The following is a 14,794-nucleotide window of genomic DNA, read 5'->3' on the forward strand; positions in this document are numbered from 1 at the left end:
CAAAATGTACCTCCTAGAGTAAATGGGAAATAGATGACCCCAGTGACACTATGTCTATCTGAGCTTCTTCTTGATTTATCATCTTGCTAATATCCTTATTATATCGTATTTTTTCTTTTCCTTTTAGGAATATTTTTCTAGAGTATTAACTTTCAAGTATTACATTTTTTTATAATTAAGATAGAGTACAATGGAATTCTGTCCTTAATATTTAGGGCATTTCTTGTCCGCCTCTCCTTCACACCAAAGCCATCAATTCAAATGCTTAATTAAAATCGATGGATTAAAGCGGTACAATCACTATTTTATCAGTAATATACGGTCTGATTGGGGGCGAATTCCAAATAATCGGAAAGTATGAGAGGGTAATTTTATTGTGAAAAAGAATGATAATCCCTTACGTGTCATATATCTGGGAATAATAATGAACTAGAGGAAAAGTGTGAAATAGTTTTGACAGGGAAGGGGTCGTGGGTTCGAATCCCTCACAGGTCATCAACTGCCAAAGGCTTAAATCCTTGATATCACAGGGTTTTGGTCTTTTTTATTTCCTGGATTTTATTATTCCTGTGTAATTCTGCATTGCACAAAGTTGCACGGAAACTGGATATGTGACGCCGGCTCGTTCGTTGCATGACGTTAGCCACTTTGGTACACTATGCAGAAGTGCTTTTTTAGTTTGATTGCTAGGATTTACTATCGAATCGCATGGAAGAGCTGCAGGATCTTTACATAAATCATGGTCCATGAGGCTGTGGGGGTGTATCCTAAACGAACCCTTAAAATGGAACTCCTTTTACTGTAGACTTGTGGAGCAGTTACAAAACCCATTAACAACTTAACAAATTAAATGTGTTTCTAAGAAAGGACCATCTGTTCCCTCATACAGCAGGAGTTGTATGGGGTCTTGTATTTTATCAATAATTTTCTGTTTAGATGACTATACGTAATAAAATAAGGAGGAAGCGATGAACAATTATAAATTGACCATTCAATATGATGGCGGTCGCTATAAGGGCTGGCAGCGACTAGGTAATAGTGATGATACCATTCAAGGGAAAATAGAAAATGTATTGACGGAAATGGCAGGGGAAAAAATCGAGATCATCGGATGCAGCAGAACGGATGCGGGTGTACATGCCCTTGCTCAAATCGCCAATTTTAAGCTCGGTGAATATATGCCTGAAGCTGAAATCATGAATTATTTAAATAGATATTTACCCCGAGATATCAGCATTGTCGAGGTTAGTCTAGTTCCTGAACGTTTTCATGCCCGTTATAACGCTAAGGATAAGACCTATTTGTATAAGATCTGGAACGAGCAATATACAAATCCTTTCATGCGAAAGTACAGTATGCATGTAGAGAAAAAGCTGGATATCACAAGAATGAAAAAAGCATGTCAATATTTTATAGGTGAACATGATTTCACTGCTTTTTCAAATGCAAAATCAAAGAAAAAATCCATGGTACGTGAAATATATTCCATTGATATAGAAGAAAATGCCGGTTTCATCGAAATTACAGTACGAGGCGATGGATTTCTTTATAATATGGTTAGAAAGATTGTCGGGACGTTGATAGAAGTTGGGTTGGATGAAATAGAAGCTGAAAATATCCCAAGCATTATAGAGTCAAAAGAAAGAATTCAAACTGGCCGTATGGCGGAGGCAGCTGGGTTATACTTGGTAAAGGTTGATTTTTAGACCGGATATTGAAGCATGTGTTAATGCATGTAATGTGTACAGGCAGTAGAAAAAGGGAAGTAACAGGGAAGAATGGTAAAGCGGAAAGTACGAAAGAAGGAGAGATTTTCATGAGATTAGCAGGAAAGAAAATAATCAGTCTTGTGCACCATGATTTTGAAGATTTAGAACTCTGGTATCCGATTTTACGTTTAAAAGAAGAAGGGGCGATTGTTCATCTCGCTGGAGAAAAGGCGAATGAAACATACATTGGAAAATATGGTGTACCAGCCATATCTGATTATGAGTATGGCAGTATCAAAGCTGAAGAATATGATGCCATTCTTGTACCGGGCGGTTGGGCACCTGACAAAATTCGCCGGTTTCCTGAAGTGATATCACTTATCCAAAGCATGGAAGAAAATAAAAAACCCATTGGGCAAATTTGTCACGCTGGTTGGGTGTTGATATCCGCAAAAATTTTACAGGGGAAGAATGTAACGAGTACACCTGGCATTAAAGATGATATGGAAAACGCAGGGGCAACTTGGATAGATGAGCCCGTCGTCGTAGATGGAAACCTTGTGTCAAGCAGACGTCCACCTGATCTGCCGGATTATTTAAGAGAATTGATAAACGTGATTGAAAAGGGTTAAATCCATAGTACGGTGAAAAAGTGGTTTTTCCTTCTGGAAAAACCACTTTTTCTATCCATACCCGGATTTATTTTTAATACTGATTATGATACTCGCTGAAATGCAAAAGATCATTCCCTTGATTGATCCTTAATCAAATCAATATACAAATTTCCTTTTATCCCTACGACAGCATACGAGATATCAAAAACAGCAAGGTTTCTTTTTTTGAGTTCAGCCATCAACCATTCGTCATTGTAGGGGTGTTTGGATAAGTTATCATAAAGGATCTTCCCATAGACCAGTTCAATCGGTACAGGTCCTGCTGAGGGCAGTATAGGTAAATCCTGCTTGGTGGCATTTTGGTATTGTTCTTTTTTCAATACAGAGAGTGAGCCATTTATCTCTAAAATGGCACATTCAACTTCATCTATGTTGAAGATATCTTTTCCCCGCAAAGCCTGTTTAAGAGAATCCAGTGAATACCCCATTCGTTCCATTGACTCTTCGAGAATTCTTCCTTTTTGAATTAAAGTGGCAGGTTCTCCAGCAATCCATTTCCCGAAACGCGGATTTCGAACCGCTAGAAGATTGAGCATAAAAACAACGGTACCCATAATGATAATGGCAATGATAAAATACAGGAATTTAATTTTAATATTGAATGCTAAATTTCCTGCAATTGTCCCCATGGTAATTGAAGCGATATAAAGGTGATAGGTCCTCTGGGCAATTGTCTGTTTACCGAGGATTTGGACAAATACCCATAATAAAATAAAAGAGGTAAAGGTTCGAAAGATGATTTCAACAGATTCCGACATGATGATTTCTCCCTTACAAAACTCCCGACAGTTGGATTTGTAATAGTATGTTGTTGTATCTTGCCGTTTATTCTGTATAGGAAAATGACAAGGTAACCGTCTTTGATTTGGGAACCCATCTTACATAAAATTATAGATTTATTCATGAAGTATAATTAAGAAACAACTTTCTTATAAACCAGGCATTCAATTATAAGTGAAGTCTCAGGAAGCAAGCAGCTCATTACTTGCTTTTTTTAGGTTTGATAAATCCATGGATATGTTTACTTAGTATCGATTAAGAAATTTCTTCGAATAATAGTATCAAAATACATTTGCACGGGGGTATGTTTTGAGAAATATTCAGGAAATTTTCATTGACGATTTAAAAAGCATTTATAAAAATTTCTTTGTTTGTATCGTAGTAGTCTTTCTCATGTTCATCCCTTCCATTTATGCGTGGTTTAATATTGTCGCATCTTGGGACCCGTATGCAAATACGGAAGGAATTCTTGTCGGTGTTGCCAATGAGGATAAAGGTGCGGAGTTAAATGGCGAAGTCGTGAACATAGGCAAGGAAGTCATAGAGGGGTTAAAGGAGAATAAGGATCTGGGCTGGAGGTTCACTTCGAAAAAAGAGGCGATAGCAAAAGTGGAAAAGGGGGATTATTATGCATCCATCATCATTCCGGAGAACTTTTCCGAACATATTTCGACTATCATGACCGATGACCCTAAGAAAGCAGAGATTGATTACTATGTAAATGAAAAAATCAATTCCATTGCTCCAAAAATTACGGCAGCAGGTGCCAACAGCATAGTGGACAATGTGAGCAAAACCTTCATCAAATCGGCCAGTGGGAGTATCCTTGCAATCTTTAATGAATTGGGAATCACCTTGCAAAACGAGTTGCCGACCATTCAAAAAATGAAGAATATGGTGTATTTATTAGAGGGTGAACTGCCAGAGCTTGAACAAAATATCAAAACTGTTCAAACACATGTTAAAAAGGCCGAAGATATCATTAAGAAGGTCAATGAAGGTTTGGATTCAATAGAAGGTATAACGTCGCAGAAGGACAAATTGGTATCGGACGTTTCTAGTTATGTAGATTCAACAAGGCAGGCATTCGAAGGAATCAATCCCCTCTTGAAAAATGATATCGCGAACATCAGGAGCGATAATGAATCCATTTTAGTACTGGCGAACCGGTTAACGGGTCAGGATTTACCTGACAATGCGTCGAATCAGCTAGTGGAACAAGGGGTAACGAGGATAAATAAAGAGTTGTACCTTTTGGACAGTATGTATAATTTATTGGTGAGAGTCAATCAATATAATGAGAAAAACGTGCTTCAGCCAGAAATACAGCTAGTTGATGGACTAAGGGATAATGCTTCGAACCAACTTCAAGCGCTGAATGACCGAGCATACGGCAATCTTATCGAACTTGGCAGGAACAATGATCAAGTCTTGGCAAGCTTCCAGGAGAGCTATTTGAAGGAAACGGGGCCAAAGTTCAACGAAATCTGGAATGAAACGGAATCAATATTGAATAATGTCCAACTTACGATGGAGGAGGGCAACAAGGTCCTTCCTGAGGTGAGAACGCTGTTGAATGAGACCAATCGAACATTGGAAACGCGCACAGGGGATATCGATAAGTTACAGAATAAGTTTCCGGAAATCGAAACGAAAATAAAGGCTCTAGCTTCTAAAATGAGGGAAATTGATAAGTCTTATAATATGGAAGAAGTGATCGATTTCCTAAGGAATGATATTGAACAAGAAAGTGAATTCTTTTCAGAACCAGTGCTGCTCAATAAACACAGTCTCTTTCCGATTCCGAACTATGGATCTGCCATGTCCCCTTTCTTTACGGCACTTTCCCTCTGGGTCGGCGGTACAATATTGATCTCCATGCTTAGCGTGGGTGTTTCTCAAAAAGTCTATAGCCCATATCAAATTTATATCGGGCGGTATCTTATATTTTTCATCATTGGGGTCATGCAGGCTCTTAGTGTTTCCATTGGGAATATCATTCTTATCGGTGTTTATGTAGCGGATAAATTTGAGTACATCCTGTTTTCCGTTCTGATAAGTACCGTATTTACACTCATTGTTTATACCTTCGTTTCCGTTCTTGGAAATGTTGGAAAAGGGATAAGCGTCGTCTTGATGGTCCTTCAAATATCAAGTTCAGGCGGCACCTTCCCCATTCAGGTCACACCGCCCTTTTTTCAACATATTAACCCTTTCTTGCCATTCACCTATGCTGTGGGTTTACTTCGTGAATCTGTTGGGGGAATAACTTGGAGCGTAGCTGGCAAGGACATTTTTATCTTGATTCTCTTTTTAATAATCACGCTCATCTTAGGTATCATTTTGAAAAAGCCTCTGCATGCAAGGACACAAAAGATGAAGGATAAATTGTATGGAAGCAGGATTTTTTAAGGTATTGAAAGATTGCCGGTGACCTCGGTTAATTCAATTTGAAAACTATGGATACTGAAATCAGCCTGAACCCTTAAAAGGGAATCAGGTTCTTTTATTTGCTGAATGGAATTGGCTATATGTATTTTTATGTATGTTTGGAATATTTATCAATATATTGACAGTTGAATAGGAAGATGCCGATTAATTAGAATTTTTGCATTTTTATAGTTGACAAAAACCATTGGATTAATCATTATTAAGAAATAATGTTTAGTAAATCGATGCGATATAAAAGTGGGGTGACTTTATGTATTTAACAATAGATGGCATTGAAAAAAGTTTTAAGAATGAAAAGAAAGAAAGCATAAAGGTGCTCGATAAGATAAACATAGAGGTCGAGAAAGGAAGCTTCGTTTCGATCGTCGGCCCTTCAGGATGTGGTAAATCCACGCTCCTTTATCTGATTGCCGGCCTTGATAAAGCAGATGTGGGTGAAATACGTGTAGCTGGGAAAAAAGTGGTGAAGCCAGGTCCGGAACGGGTTGTCGTGTTTCAGGAGGCGGGTTTATTTCCTTGGCAGACGGTACTTGAAAACGTTACATACGGATTGAAGTTAAAGAAAATGCCCAAAGAAGAAGCAAAAGCCAAGGCACTGGACATTTTAAAGATGGTTCACCTCAGCCGATATGTTGACTCCTATCCACATCAACTCTCAGGAGGAATGAAACAGAGGGTAGCCATCGCAAGAGCGTTGGTGATGGAACCGGATATCCTGTTGATGGATGAGCCATTCTCCGCACTTGATGAGCAAACGAGGATGGTTTTGCATAAAGAGCTGCTCGAAATCTGGAGAAAAACTAAAGTGACGATCTTTTTCGTTACCCATAATATTCGCGAGGCTGTTCAGCTTTCAGAAAAAATTATCGTCTTTGCTACCCGTCCCGGGAAAATCAAAGAGACGATTTCCGTCCCTTCCATGAAAGATGGAGTTATGCCGGATAGTGTAACTTTGCATACAGAACAAAGGGTTCTATCGATTTTGCAGGAGGAAATTGAAAAAGTGCTGAAGGAGGAAATGGGGAATGATTACAGCTTTAAGACGAATCATATTCATCGCGATGATAGCGGGGATATGGGAAGTCACATCTAGACTTTCCAGTCTTCCGGATTTCATGTTTCCGAGCCTGACTCAGGTTTTGGAAACTCTGTTTAAGGGACTGATGAGCGGACAAATAACCGAAGCCATCGGAAAAAGCCTTGGCCGTATCCTGATCGGCTTTATGATTGCCATTATAGTAGGCCTGATATTAGGATATTTCATTTGGCGTTTTAAATTGGTTGAAGACACTTTAGGATTCGTCGTGACGGCATTACAGTCCATCCCGAGTATCGTGTGGTTCCCTTTGGCGATCATTTGGTTTGGATTGAATGATTTTTCGATCCTCTTCATCGTCACCATCGGAGCAACTTGGACGATGACGGTTAATGCAACGAGTGGCTTCCGGAATGTACCCCAGTTGTATCAGCGTGTTGCCAAAACATATGGATCGACCGGGTTTCATTTTCTTCGCACCGTGATTTTACCAGCATCCGTCCCGCAAATAATATCCGGTCTCCGAATTGCATGGGCCTTTTCCTGGCGTGCTTTGATGGCAGGTGAATTACTTGGCGGGGGAGGCGGTCTTGGCCAATTGCTGGAAATGGGCAGATCACTGGGACAAATGGATTTGGTCATCTCCGTGATGATCATCATCGCAATCATTGGAACAATCGTGGATAATGTTGTCTTCTCCCGTCTTGAACGTAATGTTCAATTGAAGTGGGGAGTGAAGTAACGGTAGTTTAATACAATAATAGTTAAAAAGGAGAGAAAAATATGCTGAAAAAATCATTCTTTGCCCTTATTCTGTCTGTATTGTTAATCGGAATAGTAAGCGGATGCACTCAATCCAGCAGTAATGATGAAGAAGGGGAAGGGGCCGGGGGGAAATCCGTGAAAATTGGTTATTTTCCTAACCTAACCCACAGTGCAACGATCATTGCACTTGAAAAAGGCTTTTTCGAAGAAGAGTTCGGTAAAGATGTCAAGATTGAAACCAAAACAGTGGCCAATGGCGGATTATTCATGGAAGCAATGGCCACAAACGCCATTGATGTCGGAACGGTCGGGCCAGGTCCATTGCTTAACTTTTACGTGAAAAACCCTGAATACCACTTGATCTCCGGGGCTGTTAATGGAGGTGCCGTACTTGTGGCTAGCGAAGACAGCAAGGTTACGGATTTAAAAGATTTGGACGGTAAAAAGGTAGCGATTCCCGTCATTGGAAGCACACAGGATGTCATGCTTAGGAAGGCCCTTCAAGATGTTGACTTAAAACCGACTACAAATGGGGGCACAGTTGAGCTGTATGCGGCAGCACCTGCTGACACAACCGCCCTTTTTGTTCAAAAGTCTGTCGATGCAGCAGCGACCCAGGAACCGTGGGGTTATGTATTGGAAAACCAGGCAAAAGGAAAGCTAGTGCTTGACTGGGATCAATTTGCATGGGGAAAAGATTCACCTAACACGGTAGTGGCTGCAAGCCAGAAGTTCTTGGATAAAAAGGGGCTCGCTGCTTCCTATTTGAAAGCGCATGAAAAAGCAGTGAAGTTCATACAGGAAAACCCTGAAGAAAGCCAAGAACTGGTTATTAAGCATTTGAAGGAACTCACTGGAAAAGAATTAAGCAAAGAAGAAGTGGCTTCAGCATTTTCACGCCTTGAAGTGACGACTGAAGTTAATGAGCAAGTCATTCAAGAAATGGCTGACATTAGCAAAGAAGCTGGTTATATCCCTAGCAATGATATAAAAGGCATGATCGATTTATCAATTCTTGAAGAAGTGTCCAAATAAATTGAAACAAGCAAGCGCCTCAGCCATCCTGGCTTTGGCGTTTTTTTTGTAATCAGGTAAAGGACGATCTAATCAGTTTTAATTAAGCGGGGAAATAATCTTGGATATAAACACCACAGGTCATGAACTCCCTGTTATGGACAGACTTGATCCAATGCTTGGATAACATGATCAACCTCTTCCCAGGAATGGATGGTAGCGCCTGAAGCCAGTGAATGTCCTCCTCCATTGAATTGACGTGCGATGGAAGCGATGGGAATATTCCTTGAACGTATCCTGACACGGATTTCCGAAGGGTATTCGATGAAGAAAGCCCAGATTTTATTGCTCCTGATACTAGATAGCGTATTGACTAAGTTCGAAGCTTCAAGTCGATCCACACCATACATATTTAACAGATCCTCCGTAATAATGAAGTAAGCTACCCCTTTATCGGTTACCTTGAAGCTCATTAGAATGTCTTTTTGAAGTCGGGAAGCGTTTTTCGCCTTAACGTTAAGGCTGTTATGGATTCTTTCGGGCTGAATATTATAAGTTCTTAAGTGCGAAACCATTTTTAATGTCCTGGGAGTGGTATTCCCATTCGTGAAATTCCCTGTATCACTAAGTATTCCTGCAAAAAAGGATTTAGCCGCTTCTTTATTCATGATGAAGCCTTCTGGATATTCCAAGAATAAATCAACAAGCATTTCACTTGCAGAGCTATAAGAAGGGTCGACCCAAGAAATGTCACCGAATTGTTCGTATTCGGGGTGGTGGTCAATTTTGATCAGCATATCTCCATGATCATATCGGGAATCACTGATCCGTGAAATGTTGGCAGTATCACAAACAATCACTAAGGCACCTTTGTATTTGTTATCGGAAATGACATCCATATCACCTATGAATAGAAGCTTATCCACTTCCTCGCCTACCGCATAGACTTCTTTAGAAGGGCAGGAGTGCTTCAATAGGTTCTTCAAACCGAGTTGTGATCCCAATGCATCCGGGTCCGGATTTACATGGCGATGAATGATAATTGTGTGGTATTTCTTGATCGCTTCGATTATTTCCATTTTTTTATTGTCCATATCGCCATCCCCTTTTTAACCTTTCCTTGTCTGCCGAGCGACAATTGATTATATTCAAAATTCATATATTGACAGTTATACCTATTCAATCATCACATGCCAAACGAATAAAGGCAATTCCGATTACTTTGGATGGGGGGAGCCCTGGAAGTATACGGAAAGTATGCGAAAGAGTATTCCGGGAAATGTAATAAAACACTCAAACAAAATTATTGCAAAATTCAAAAAATACAACTATACTTAATTTACCAAACCGATGACAACAAGTTACCTTGTTGCATGGCCGGCTTGACATAAAACTGGAATCCATAAAAATTGACTTGGTTCACTTGATCTTCCTTTGCAGGAAGACGGTTCGTGGATAAGGGTCAGTGAAACATTCAATGTAACGACATTGTTGGTTTTACTGGCTCTTTTTTGTGTATCCCGACAGTTTGAAAGGGGTGATGATATGAATGGAGCTTTGGAAGGAGTCAGGATCATCGATGTATCCCGTGTTTTGGCGGGACCGTTTTGTTCAATGATTCTCGGTGATTTGGGTGCCGATGTCATTAAAATCGAGCATCATGAGTCAGGTGATGAAACGAGAGGGTGGGGTCCGCCGTTCGCCGAAGGAGAAAGCGCTTACTATTTATGTGCCAATCGAAATAAGCAAAGCATGACCTTGAATTTAAAATCTGAGGAAGGGAAAGAGATTTTCCGGAAGTTGGTGTCTTCAGGTGATATAGTGATTCAAAATTTCAAGACGGGCACATTGGAAAAACTGGGGTTGGGTTATGAGGATTTAAAGGGAATGAACCCGAAACTGATCATGGCCTCGATTACGGGGTTTGGTTTAACCGGTCCTTATAAAGATTTGCCGGGCTATGATTATATCATTCAAGCGATGAGTGGTTTGATGAGCATCACAGGAGAAAAAGATGGAAGTCCCGTAAAGGTTGGAGTGGCCATAGCTGACATATTGACTGGCTTGTATACATGCATTGGCATTCTATCCGCTTTACATCATAGGGATAAAGCGGGGGAAGGACAGGAAATTGATATTTCATTAATGGATTGTCAGGTTTCTTCATTGGTGAATGTCGCCAGCAACTATTTATTCAGTGGCTTGACCCCTGAAAGAATGGGGAACCAGCATCCCAATATCGTTCCATACCAGACTTTCCGGACAAGGGATGGAGAGCTTGTCGTGGCTGTAGGAAATGATGATCAGTTCAGGAGATTTTCAACCGTTATAGGCAGACCTGATTTAGCGGAACAGGAAGAGTTCAAGCATAATGAAAAACGTTTGCAAAACAAGGAAGAATTAATACCGATAATAGAGGATTCGCTGGGTGGAAAGACAAAGAAAGAATGGAAAAGGCTGTTTGATGATGCAGGGATACCCAATGGCCCGATTAATGATATCGCAGAGATGTTCGAGGATCCGCAAATCATCGCAAGAGGCATGTTGGTGAGCATGGAACATCCCACAATCGAAGATCTTAAAGTGACGGGATCGCCCCTGAACCTTTCAAAAACACCGGTTACCATGAGAAAGCATCCGCCTCTCTATGGTGAGCATACCGCTTCCATTTTGGCTGAAATAGGATATAGTGCAGACCAAATAAGCAAATTCAAGGAAAATAAAATTATTTAGGAGGAATTTTAATGATGAATTTCGAATTAACAGAAGAGCAGCAAAGTGTGAAGAAAGTGGTAAGGAAATTTGTGGATAAGGAAATTATTCCATATATTCAAGAGTGGGATAGGCAAGGGCAATTTCAGCCGCATATTTTAAAAAGGTTAGCGGAATTGCAATTGATGGGCGTTTGTATACCTGAAGAGTATGGTGGGGTCGGAATGGATTATAATACCCTAGCCATCGTTTGTGAAGAGCTGGAGCGAGGCGATACGGCTTACCGAACTGCAGTTTCTGTACATACAGGGTTAAATAGCATGACCCTGCTGCAATGGGGGACGGAAGAACAAAAACAGAAATATTTAGTACCCCAGGCAAAAGGGATTAAGATTGGCGCATTTGGGCTGACTGAACCGAATGCAGGGTCTGATGTAGCGGCAATGAAATCAACGGCAAAACGCGTTGGGGACCATTATATATTGAACGGGTCAAAAACATGGATTTCGCTCTGTGATTATGCAGATCATTTCCTCATTTTCGCCAAGACGGATCATGATGCCGGTTCAAGGGGAATCACTGCTTTTATTGTGGAACGGACTTTCGAGGGAGTGGAGTCGAAAGCCATTAAAGGGAAATTGGGTATTCGTGCCGGGAATACAGGCGAGATCTTTTTAACGGATGTAAAAGTTCCGGTGGAGAATAGGCTCGGTGAAGAAGGTGAGGGCTTTAAAATTTCCATGTCGGCATTGGACAGCGGCCGGTTTACAGTGGCCGCAGGTGCTGTAGGGTTAATAGAAGCAAGCCTGGAAGCAAGCTTGAAGTATTGCCATGAACGAAGTACATTCGGAAAAGAGATTGGCAAACATCAGCTCGTTCAACAGATGATTGCCAAGATGACCGCAAATTTAGAGATTTCCAGATTGTTGGTATTTAAAGCGGGCACCTTAAAAAATCAAGGAAAAAGGAATACGAAGGAAACATCACTTGCCAAGTGGATATCATGTAATGCTGCTAATGAAGCGGCCAATGATGCTGTTCAAATTCATGGTGCCTATGGCTACTCGGATGAATATCCAGTCGAACGTTTTCTGCGGAATTCGAAAGCTCCGGTCATTTACGAAGGAACCCGTGAGATTCATACTGTAATGCAGGGTGAATACGCACTTGGCTACAGGCAGGATAAAGAGCTTCGTAAGCAATTGCCTGCATGGCCCTTCGAGCAAGTTTCCGTACATTAACTATAGATAGAGGAGATCAGATGATGAACACATACTTTATTGCAGGGCATGCAAAACTTCCACAAGGGATGGCAGCGAGAAATATATATGATTCGATCACGATCACGGTGGAGCTTGACTTTAAATATGGAGTAATAGTCGAGGCTTCCTGTACACTTGCTACAGAACATGGCAGGGAATTCATTCGTCAACTGCTGCGGGGGTATTGCCTGAAAGATGGCATCGAAGAATTAATTGATCGTGTACAATTGCATTATCGTGGGAAGGCTGGTCAAGCCATTCAAGCAGGGCTGAAGGATGTGTATGCACAGTTCGAATTGGTCTCCGTTAAATAAGCGAAACTGGAAGGATCCTACCGTATGTAAGAGGTGGGATCCTTTTAATATAGGTTCAGGTTCTCAACTAGATTATGCTAGAGTTGGAATAACAGTTGCAGGTAAGAAGAGACATTTGAATGGATGGATATAAAGATCGTAATCATTTTAAAAACACAAAACTCGCCCTATAAGACGAGTTTGTGTTTTTTATAAGAAATTGGACTTTAAAATAAAGCTTAATATCCAGTAAGAAAATATTATTTGTACATTAAAACGGAACCATGAAACTAGAAGCACCATTTCCGTTTATTGCGAAAGTTATTGCAGCAAAGCCACCTGCAGTGGTTGGAGGAACACTGGTTTCTGTTGGAGCGCCTTTGTCTGCTGCATATAGAACACCGGTTTCTGCTGGTGTGCCTTTGTCTGCTGCATGCAGACCTCCGTTTCCAGCAAGAACCCCTTTGAGTGCCGGAAGTGGATCGTTTCCAGCAAGAGCCCCTTTGAGTACCGCAAGTCGATTTATTCCTGCTAGTGCGCCTTTGCGTCCTGCAAGTGGACCTGCTCGTGCCCCTTTGAGTACCACAAGTGTACCGATTCCTGCTCGTGCAATGTTTAGTGCTGCAAGTAGAGCACTCTTCTTCGTTGCTACGTGAATGTCTGCCTTTTGGCTGTGGGTCCTTAAACATGAAATCGCTTAACCCCATGGAATTGGCTCTATCCACCGCATTTTGTATGTCACGAATGATGTCTGACATATATAATCCCCCTTTCTATACATTAAACTATGTTGCTTGTACGTGATGTGCTAAAGATAATCCCCAATCTTTTTAAAAATAGTGTTTTTTGGGTGACACCCTTCGCTTTTTTTCCATAATTTAATAGGAAAGTGAAGGGAAGGGTTATATGAATTCTGACAAGAAGGTGCCTGTGTACCAGCTTTATATTTCGCCAGTTAATTTAATGGAACTTCGCAGAGATATATGGTGCAATGATCCTTTACCGGCAAAGTTAACACTTAACAGAAAAAAACTTGATATTGATATTGTTTACCGTGGCTCACATATCCGCGGTTTTCACAAAAAATCCTATAATGTAGTATTTTATAAACCTAACACGTTTAAGAATGCCAAGGAAGTTCATTTAAATGCCGAATATAAAGATAAATCTTTACTAAGAAATAAATTATCTTTAGACTTTTTTGCGGATATAGGCACCTTATCGCCGAACTCCCAGTTCGTTTTCCTGAATCTGAACGGAAAGGACGAAGGGATATACCTGGAATTGGAATCGGTGGATGAATATTATTTGAAGAAAAGGGGGTTGCCCAAGGGGTCCATTTTCTATGCAGTGGATGGTGATGCCAATTTCTCATTGATGAGCGATTTGGATAAAGGAATCAAAAAATCATTGGAAATGGGATATCAAAAAAAATGCGGGGAAGCAAAGGATGAACTCTATTTACAAGAGTTGATCCTTCACATCAATACAATTTCAAGAGTGGATTTTGGAAAGGAAATCGTAAAATATGTCGATGTGGAAAAGTACCTGCGCTGGCTGGCCGGTGTCATATTCACGCAAAACTATGATGGGTTCGTTCATAACTATGCCTTGTACCGAAATGGGGATACTGGTCTATTTGAAATGATTCCATGGGATTATGATGCGACATGGGGCAGGGATGTTAACGGGAAAGTGATGGAAGAGGATTATGTGGGAATCGAGGGATTCAATACATTGACTGCTAGAATCCTTGATGTAAGGGGATTTCGTGTCCGGTACCAAGAACTTCTTAAGGAGATTTTGAACAATCAATTTACCGTGGCCTATATGAAACCTATCATTAAGGAAATGCATGATCAAATAAGACCTTATGTTTCAAAAGATCCATATATCAAGGGGAATATTGTCAAATTTGATGATGAGCCCGAATTCATCCTGAAATTCATTGAGGCCCGTGCAAAATATATAAATAGCCAGCTGCATAAATTGGATTAATCAATCCTTTCCTTTAGTGATGGAATATTGAAAAATATAGTGGCAGGAATGTTGAAAAAAAAGCATTCCTGCTTTTTTCTGTACGATTCCATTTGCTTTT

Annotated in this window: 13 protein-coding genes and 1 pseudogene; 10 read left to right on the forward strand and 4 right to left on the reverse strand. The window is 40.6% G+C overall.

The window, feature by feature from the left end; all coding sequences use genetic code 11:
* Positions 1 to 968: 968 nt before the first annotated feature.
* Positions 969 to 1,706 carry a tRNA pseudouridine(38-40) synthase TruA gene (truA, locus tag ACIQYG_RS14215; RefSeq protein ID WP_402838993.1) on the forward strand — a complete coding sequence of 246 codons (738 nt, stop codon included), beginning with the start codon at positions 969 to 971 and terminating at the stop codon, positions 1,704 to 1,706.
* A gap of 110 nt (positions 1,707 to 1,816) precedes the next feature.
* Positions 1,817 to 2,341, forward strand: a complete 525-nt coding sequence (locus ACIQYG_RS14220) for a type 1 glutamine amidotransferase domain-containing protein (protein WP_063596564.1) — start codon at positions 1,817 to 1,819, stop codon at positions 2,339 to 2,341.
* A 110-nt stretch (positions 2,342 to 2,451) separates the two neighbouring features.
* Here the strand turns inward: ACIQYG_RS14220 and ACIQYG_RS14225 are convergent, their stop codons facing one another.
* A complete protein-coding gene (locus ACIQYG_RS14225; RefSeq protein ID WP_402838995.1) occupies positions 2,452 to 3,141 on the reverse strand; it encodes a DUF421 domain-containing protein in 690 nt (229 codons plus the stop codon).
* Between the two features lie 331 nt (positions 3,142 to 3,472).
* Here ACIQYG_RS14225 and ACIQYG_RS14230 point away from each other — a divergent pair, with 331 nt between their 5' ends.
* The 4 genes from ACIQYG_RS14230 (at position 3,473) to ACIQYG_RS14245 (ending at position 8,450) form a co-directional block, all read left to right on the forward strand.
* On the forward strand, positions 3,473 to 5,575 hold the full coding sequence (locus ACIQYG_RS14230; RefSeq protein WP_402838997.1) for a YhgE/Pip family protein: 2,103 nt from the start codon (positions 3,473 to 3,475) through the stop codon (positions 5,573 to 5,575).
* A 289-nt stretch (positions 5,576 to 5,864) separates the two neighbouring features.
* A complete protein-coding gene (locus tag ACIQYG_RS14235; protein WP_402838999.1) occupies positions 5,865 to 6,707 on the forward strand; it encodes an ABC transporter ATP-binding protein in 843 nt (280 codons plus the stop codon).
* Entirely contained in the window at positions 6,640 to 7,392 is a 753-nt protein-coding gene (locus ACIQYG_RS14240) for an ABC transporter permease (RefSeq protein ID WP_034314377.1), read from the forward strand. The genes ACIQYG_RS14235 and ACIQYG_RS14240 overlap by 68 nt, the downstream gene beginning before the upstream one ends.
* A 41-nt stretch (positions 7,393 to 7,433) precedes the next feature.
* Complete coding sequence (locus ACIQYG_RS14245; protein WP_402839001.1) at positions 7,434 to 8,450, forward strand: aliphatic sulfonate ABC transporter substrate-binding protein; 1,017 nt, start codon at positions 7,434 to 7,436, stop codon at positions 8,448 to 8,450.
* 134 nt (positions 8,451 to 8,584) lie between these two features.
* Here ACIQYG_RS14245 and ACIQYG_RS14250 read toward each other — a convergent pair whose 3' ends face one another.
* Positions 8,585 to 9,523 carry a DHH family phosphoesterase gene (locus ACIQYG_RS14250; RefSeq protein ID WP_402839003.1) on the reverse strand — a complete coding sequence of 313 codons (939 nt, stop codon included), beginning with the start codon at positions 9,521 to 9,523 and terminating at the stop codon, positions 8,585 to 8,587.
* Positions 9,524 to 9,974: 451 nt separating this feature from the next.
* Between ACIQYG_RS14250 and ACIQYG_RS14255 the strand changes: the two genes are divergently transcribed.
* The 3 genes from ACIQYG_RS14255 to ACIQYG_RS14265 are packed head-to-tail and all read left to right on the forward strand — an operon-like array spanning position 9,975 to position 12,717.
* Positions 9,975 to 11,162 carry a CaiB/BaiF CoA transferase family protein gene (locus ACIQYG_RS14255; protein WP_402839005.1) on the forward strand — a complete coding sequence of 396 codons (1,188 nt, stop codon included), beginning with the start codon at positions 9,975 to 9,977 and terminating at the stop codon, positions 11,160 to 11,162.
* Between the two features lie 14 nt (positions 11,163 to 11,176).
* The gene (locus ACIQYG_RS14260) at positions 11,177 to 12,382 is read left to right on the forward strand and encodes an acyl-CoA dehydrogenase family protein (RefSeq protein ID WP_101224431.1); all 1,206 of its coding nucleotides are present in this window, start codon (positions 11,177 to 11,179) and stop codon (positions 12,380 to 12,382) included.
* Positions 12,383 to 12,405: 23 nt separating this feature from the next.
* Positions 12,406 to 12,717, forward strand: a complete 312-nt coding sequence (locus tag ACIQYG_RS14265) for a DUF3870 domain-containing protein (protein ID WP_402839326.1) — start codon at positions 12,406 to 12,408, stop codon at positions 12,715 to 12,717.
* A 250-nt stretch (positions 12,718 to 12,967) separates the two neighbouring features.
* Here ACIQYG_RS14265 and ACIQYG_RS14270 read toward each other — a convergent pair whose 3' ends face one another.
* Positions 12,968 to 13,282 carry a hypothetical protein gene (locus ACIQYG_RS14270; protein ID WP_402839364.1) on the reverse strand — a complete coding sequence of 105 codons (315 nt, stop codon included), beginning with the start codon at positions 13,280 to 13,282 and terminating at the stop codon, positions 12,968 to 12,970.
* A gap of 94 nt (positions 13,283 to 13,376) precedes the next feature.
* Positions 13,377 to 13,454: pseudogene (locus tag ACIQYG_RS14275) on the reverse strand (CotG/ExsB N-terminal domain-containing protein); the annotation flags it as partial.
* Between the two features lie 148 nt (positions 13,455 to 13,602).
* Here ACIQYG_RS14275 and ACIQYG_RS14280 point away from each other — a divergent pair.
* The gene (locus tag ACIQYG_RS14280) at positions 13,603 to 14,694 is read left to right on the forward strand and encodes a CotH kinase family protein (RefSeq protein ID WP_402839007.1); all 1,092 of its coding nucleotides are present in this window, start codon (positions 13,603 to 13,605) and stop codon (positions 14,692 to 14,694) included.
* Positions 14,695 to 14,794 lie beyond the last annotated feature (100 nt).

It is taken from the genome of Peribacillus sp. NPDC096622 (genome assembly GCF_044762665.1).
Classification (GTDB): domain Bacteria; phylum Bacillota; class Bacilli; order Bacillales; family DSM-1321; genus Peribacillus; species Peribacillus frigoritolerans_B.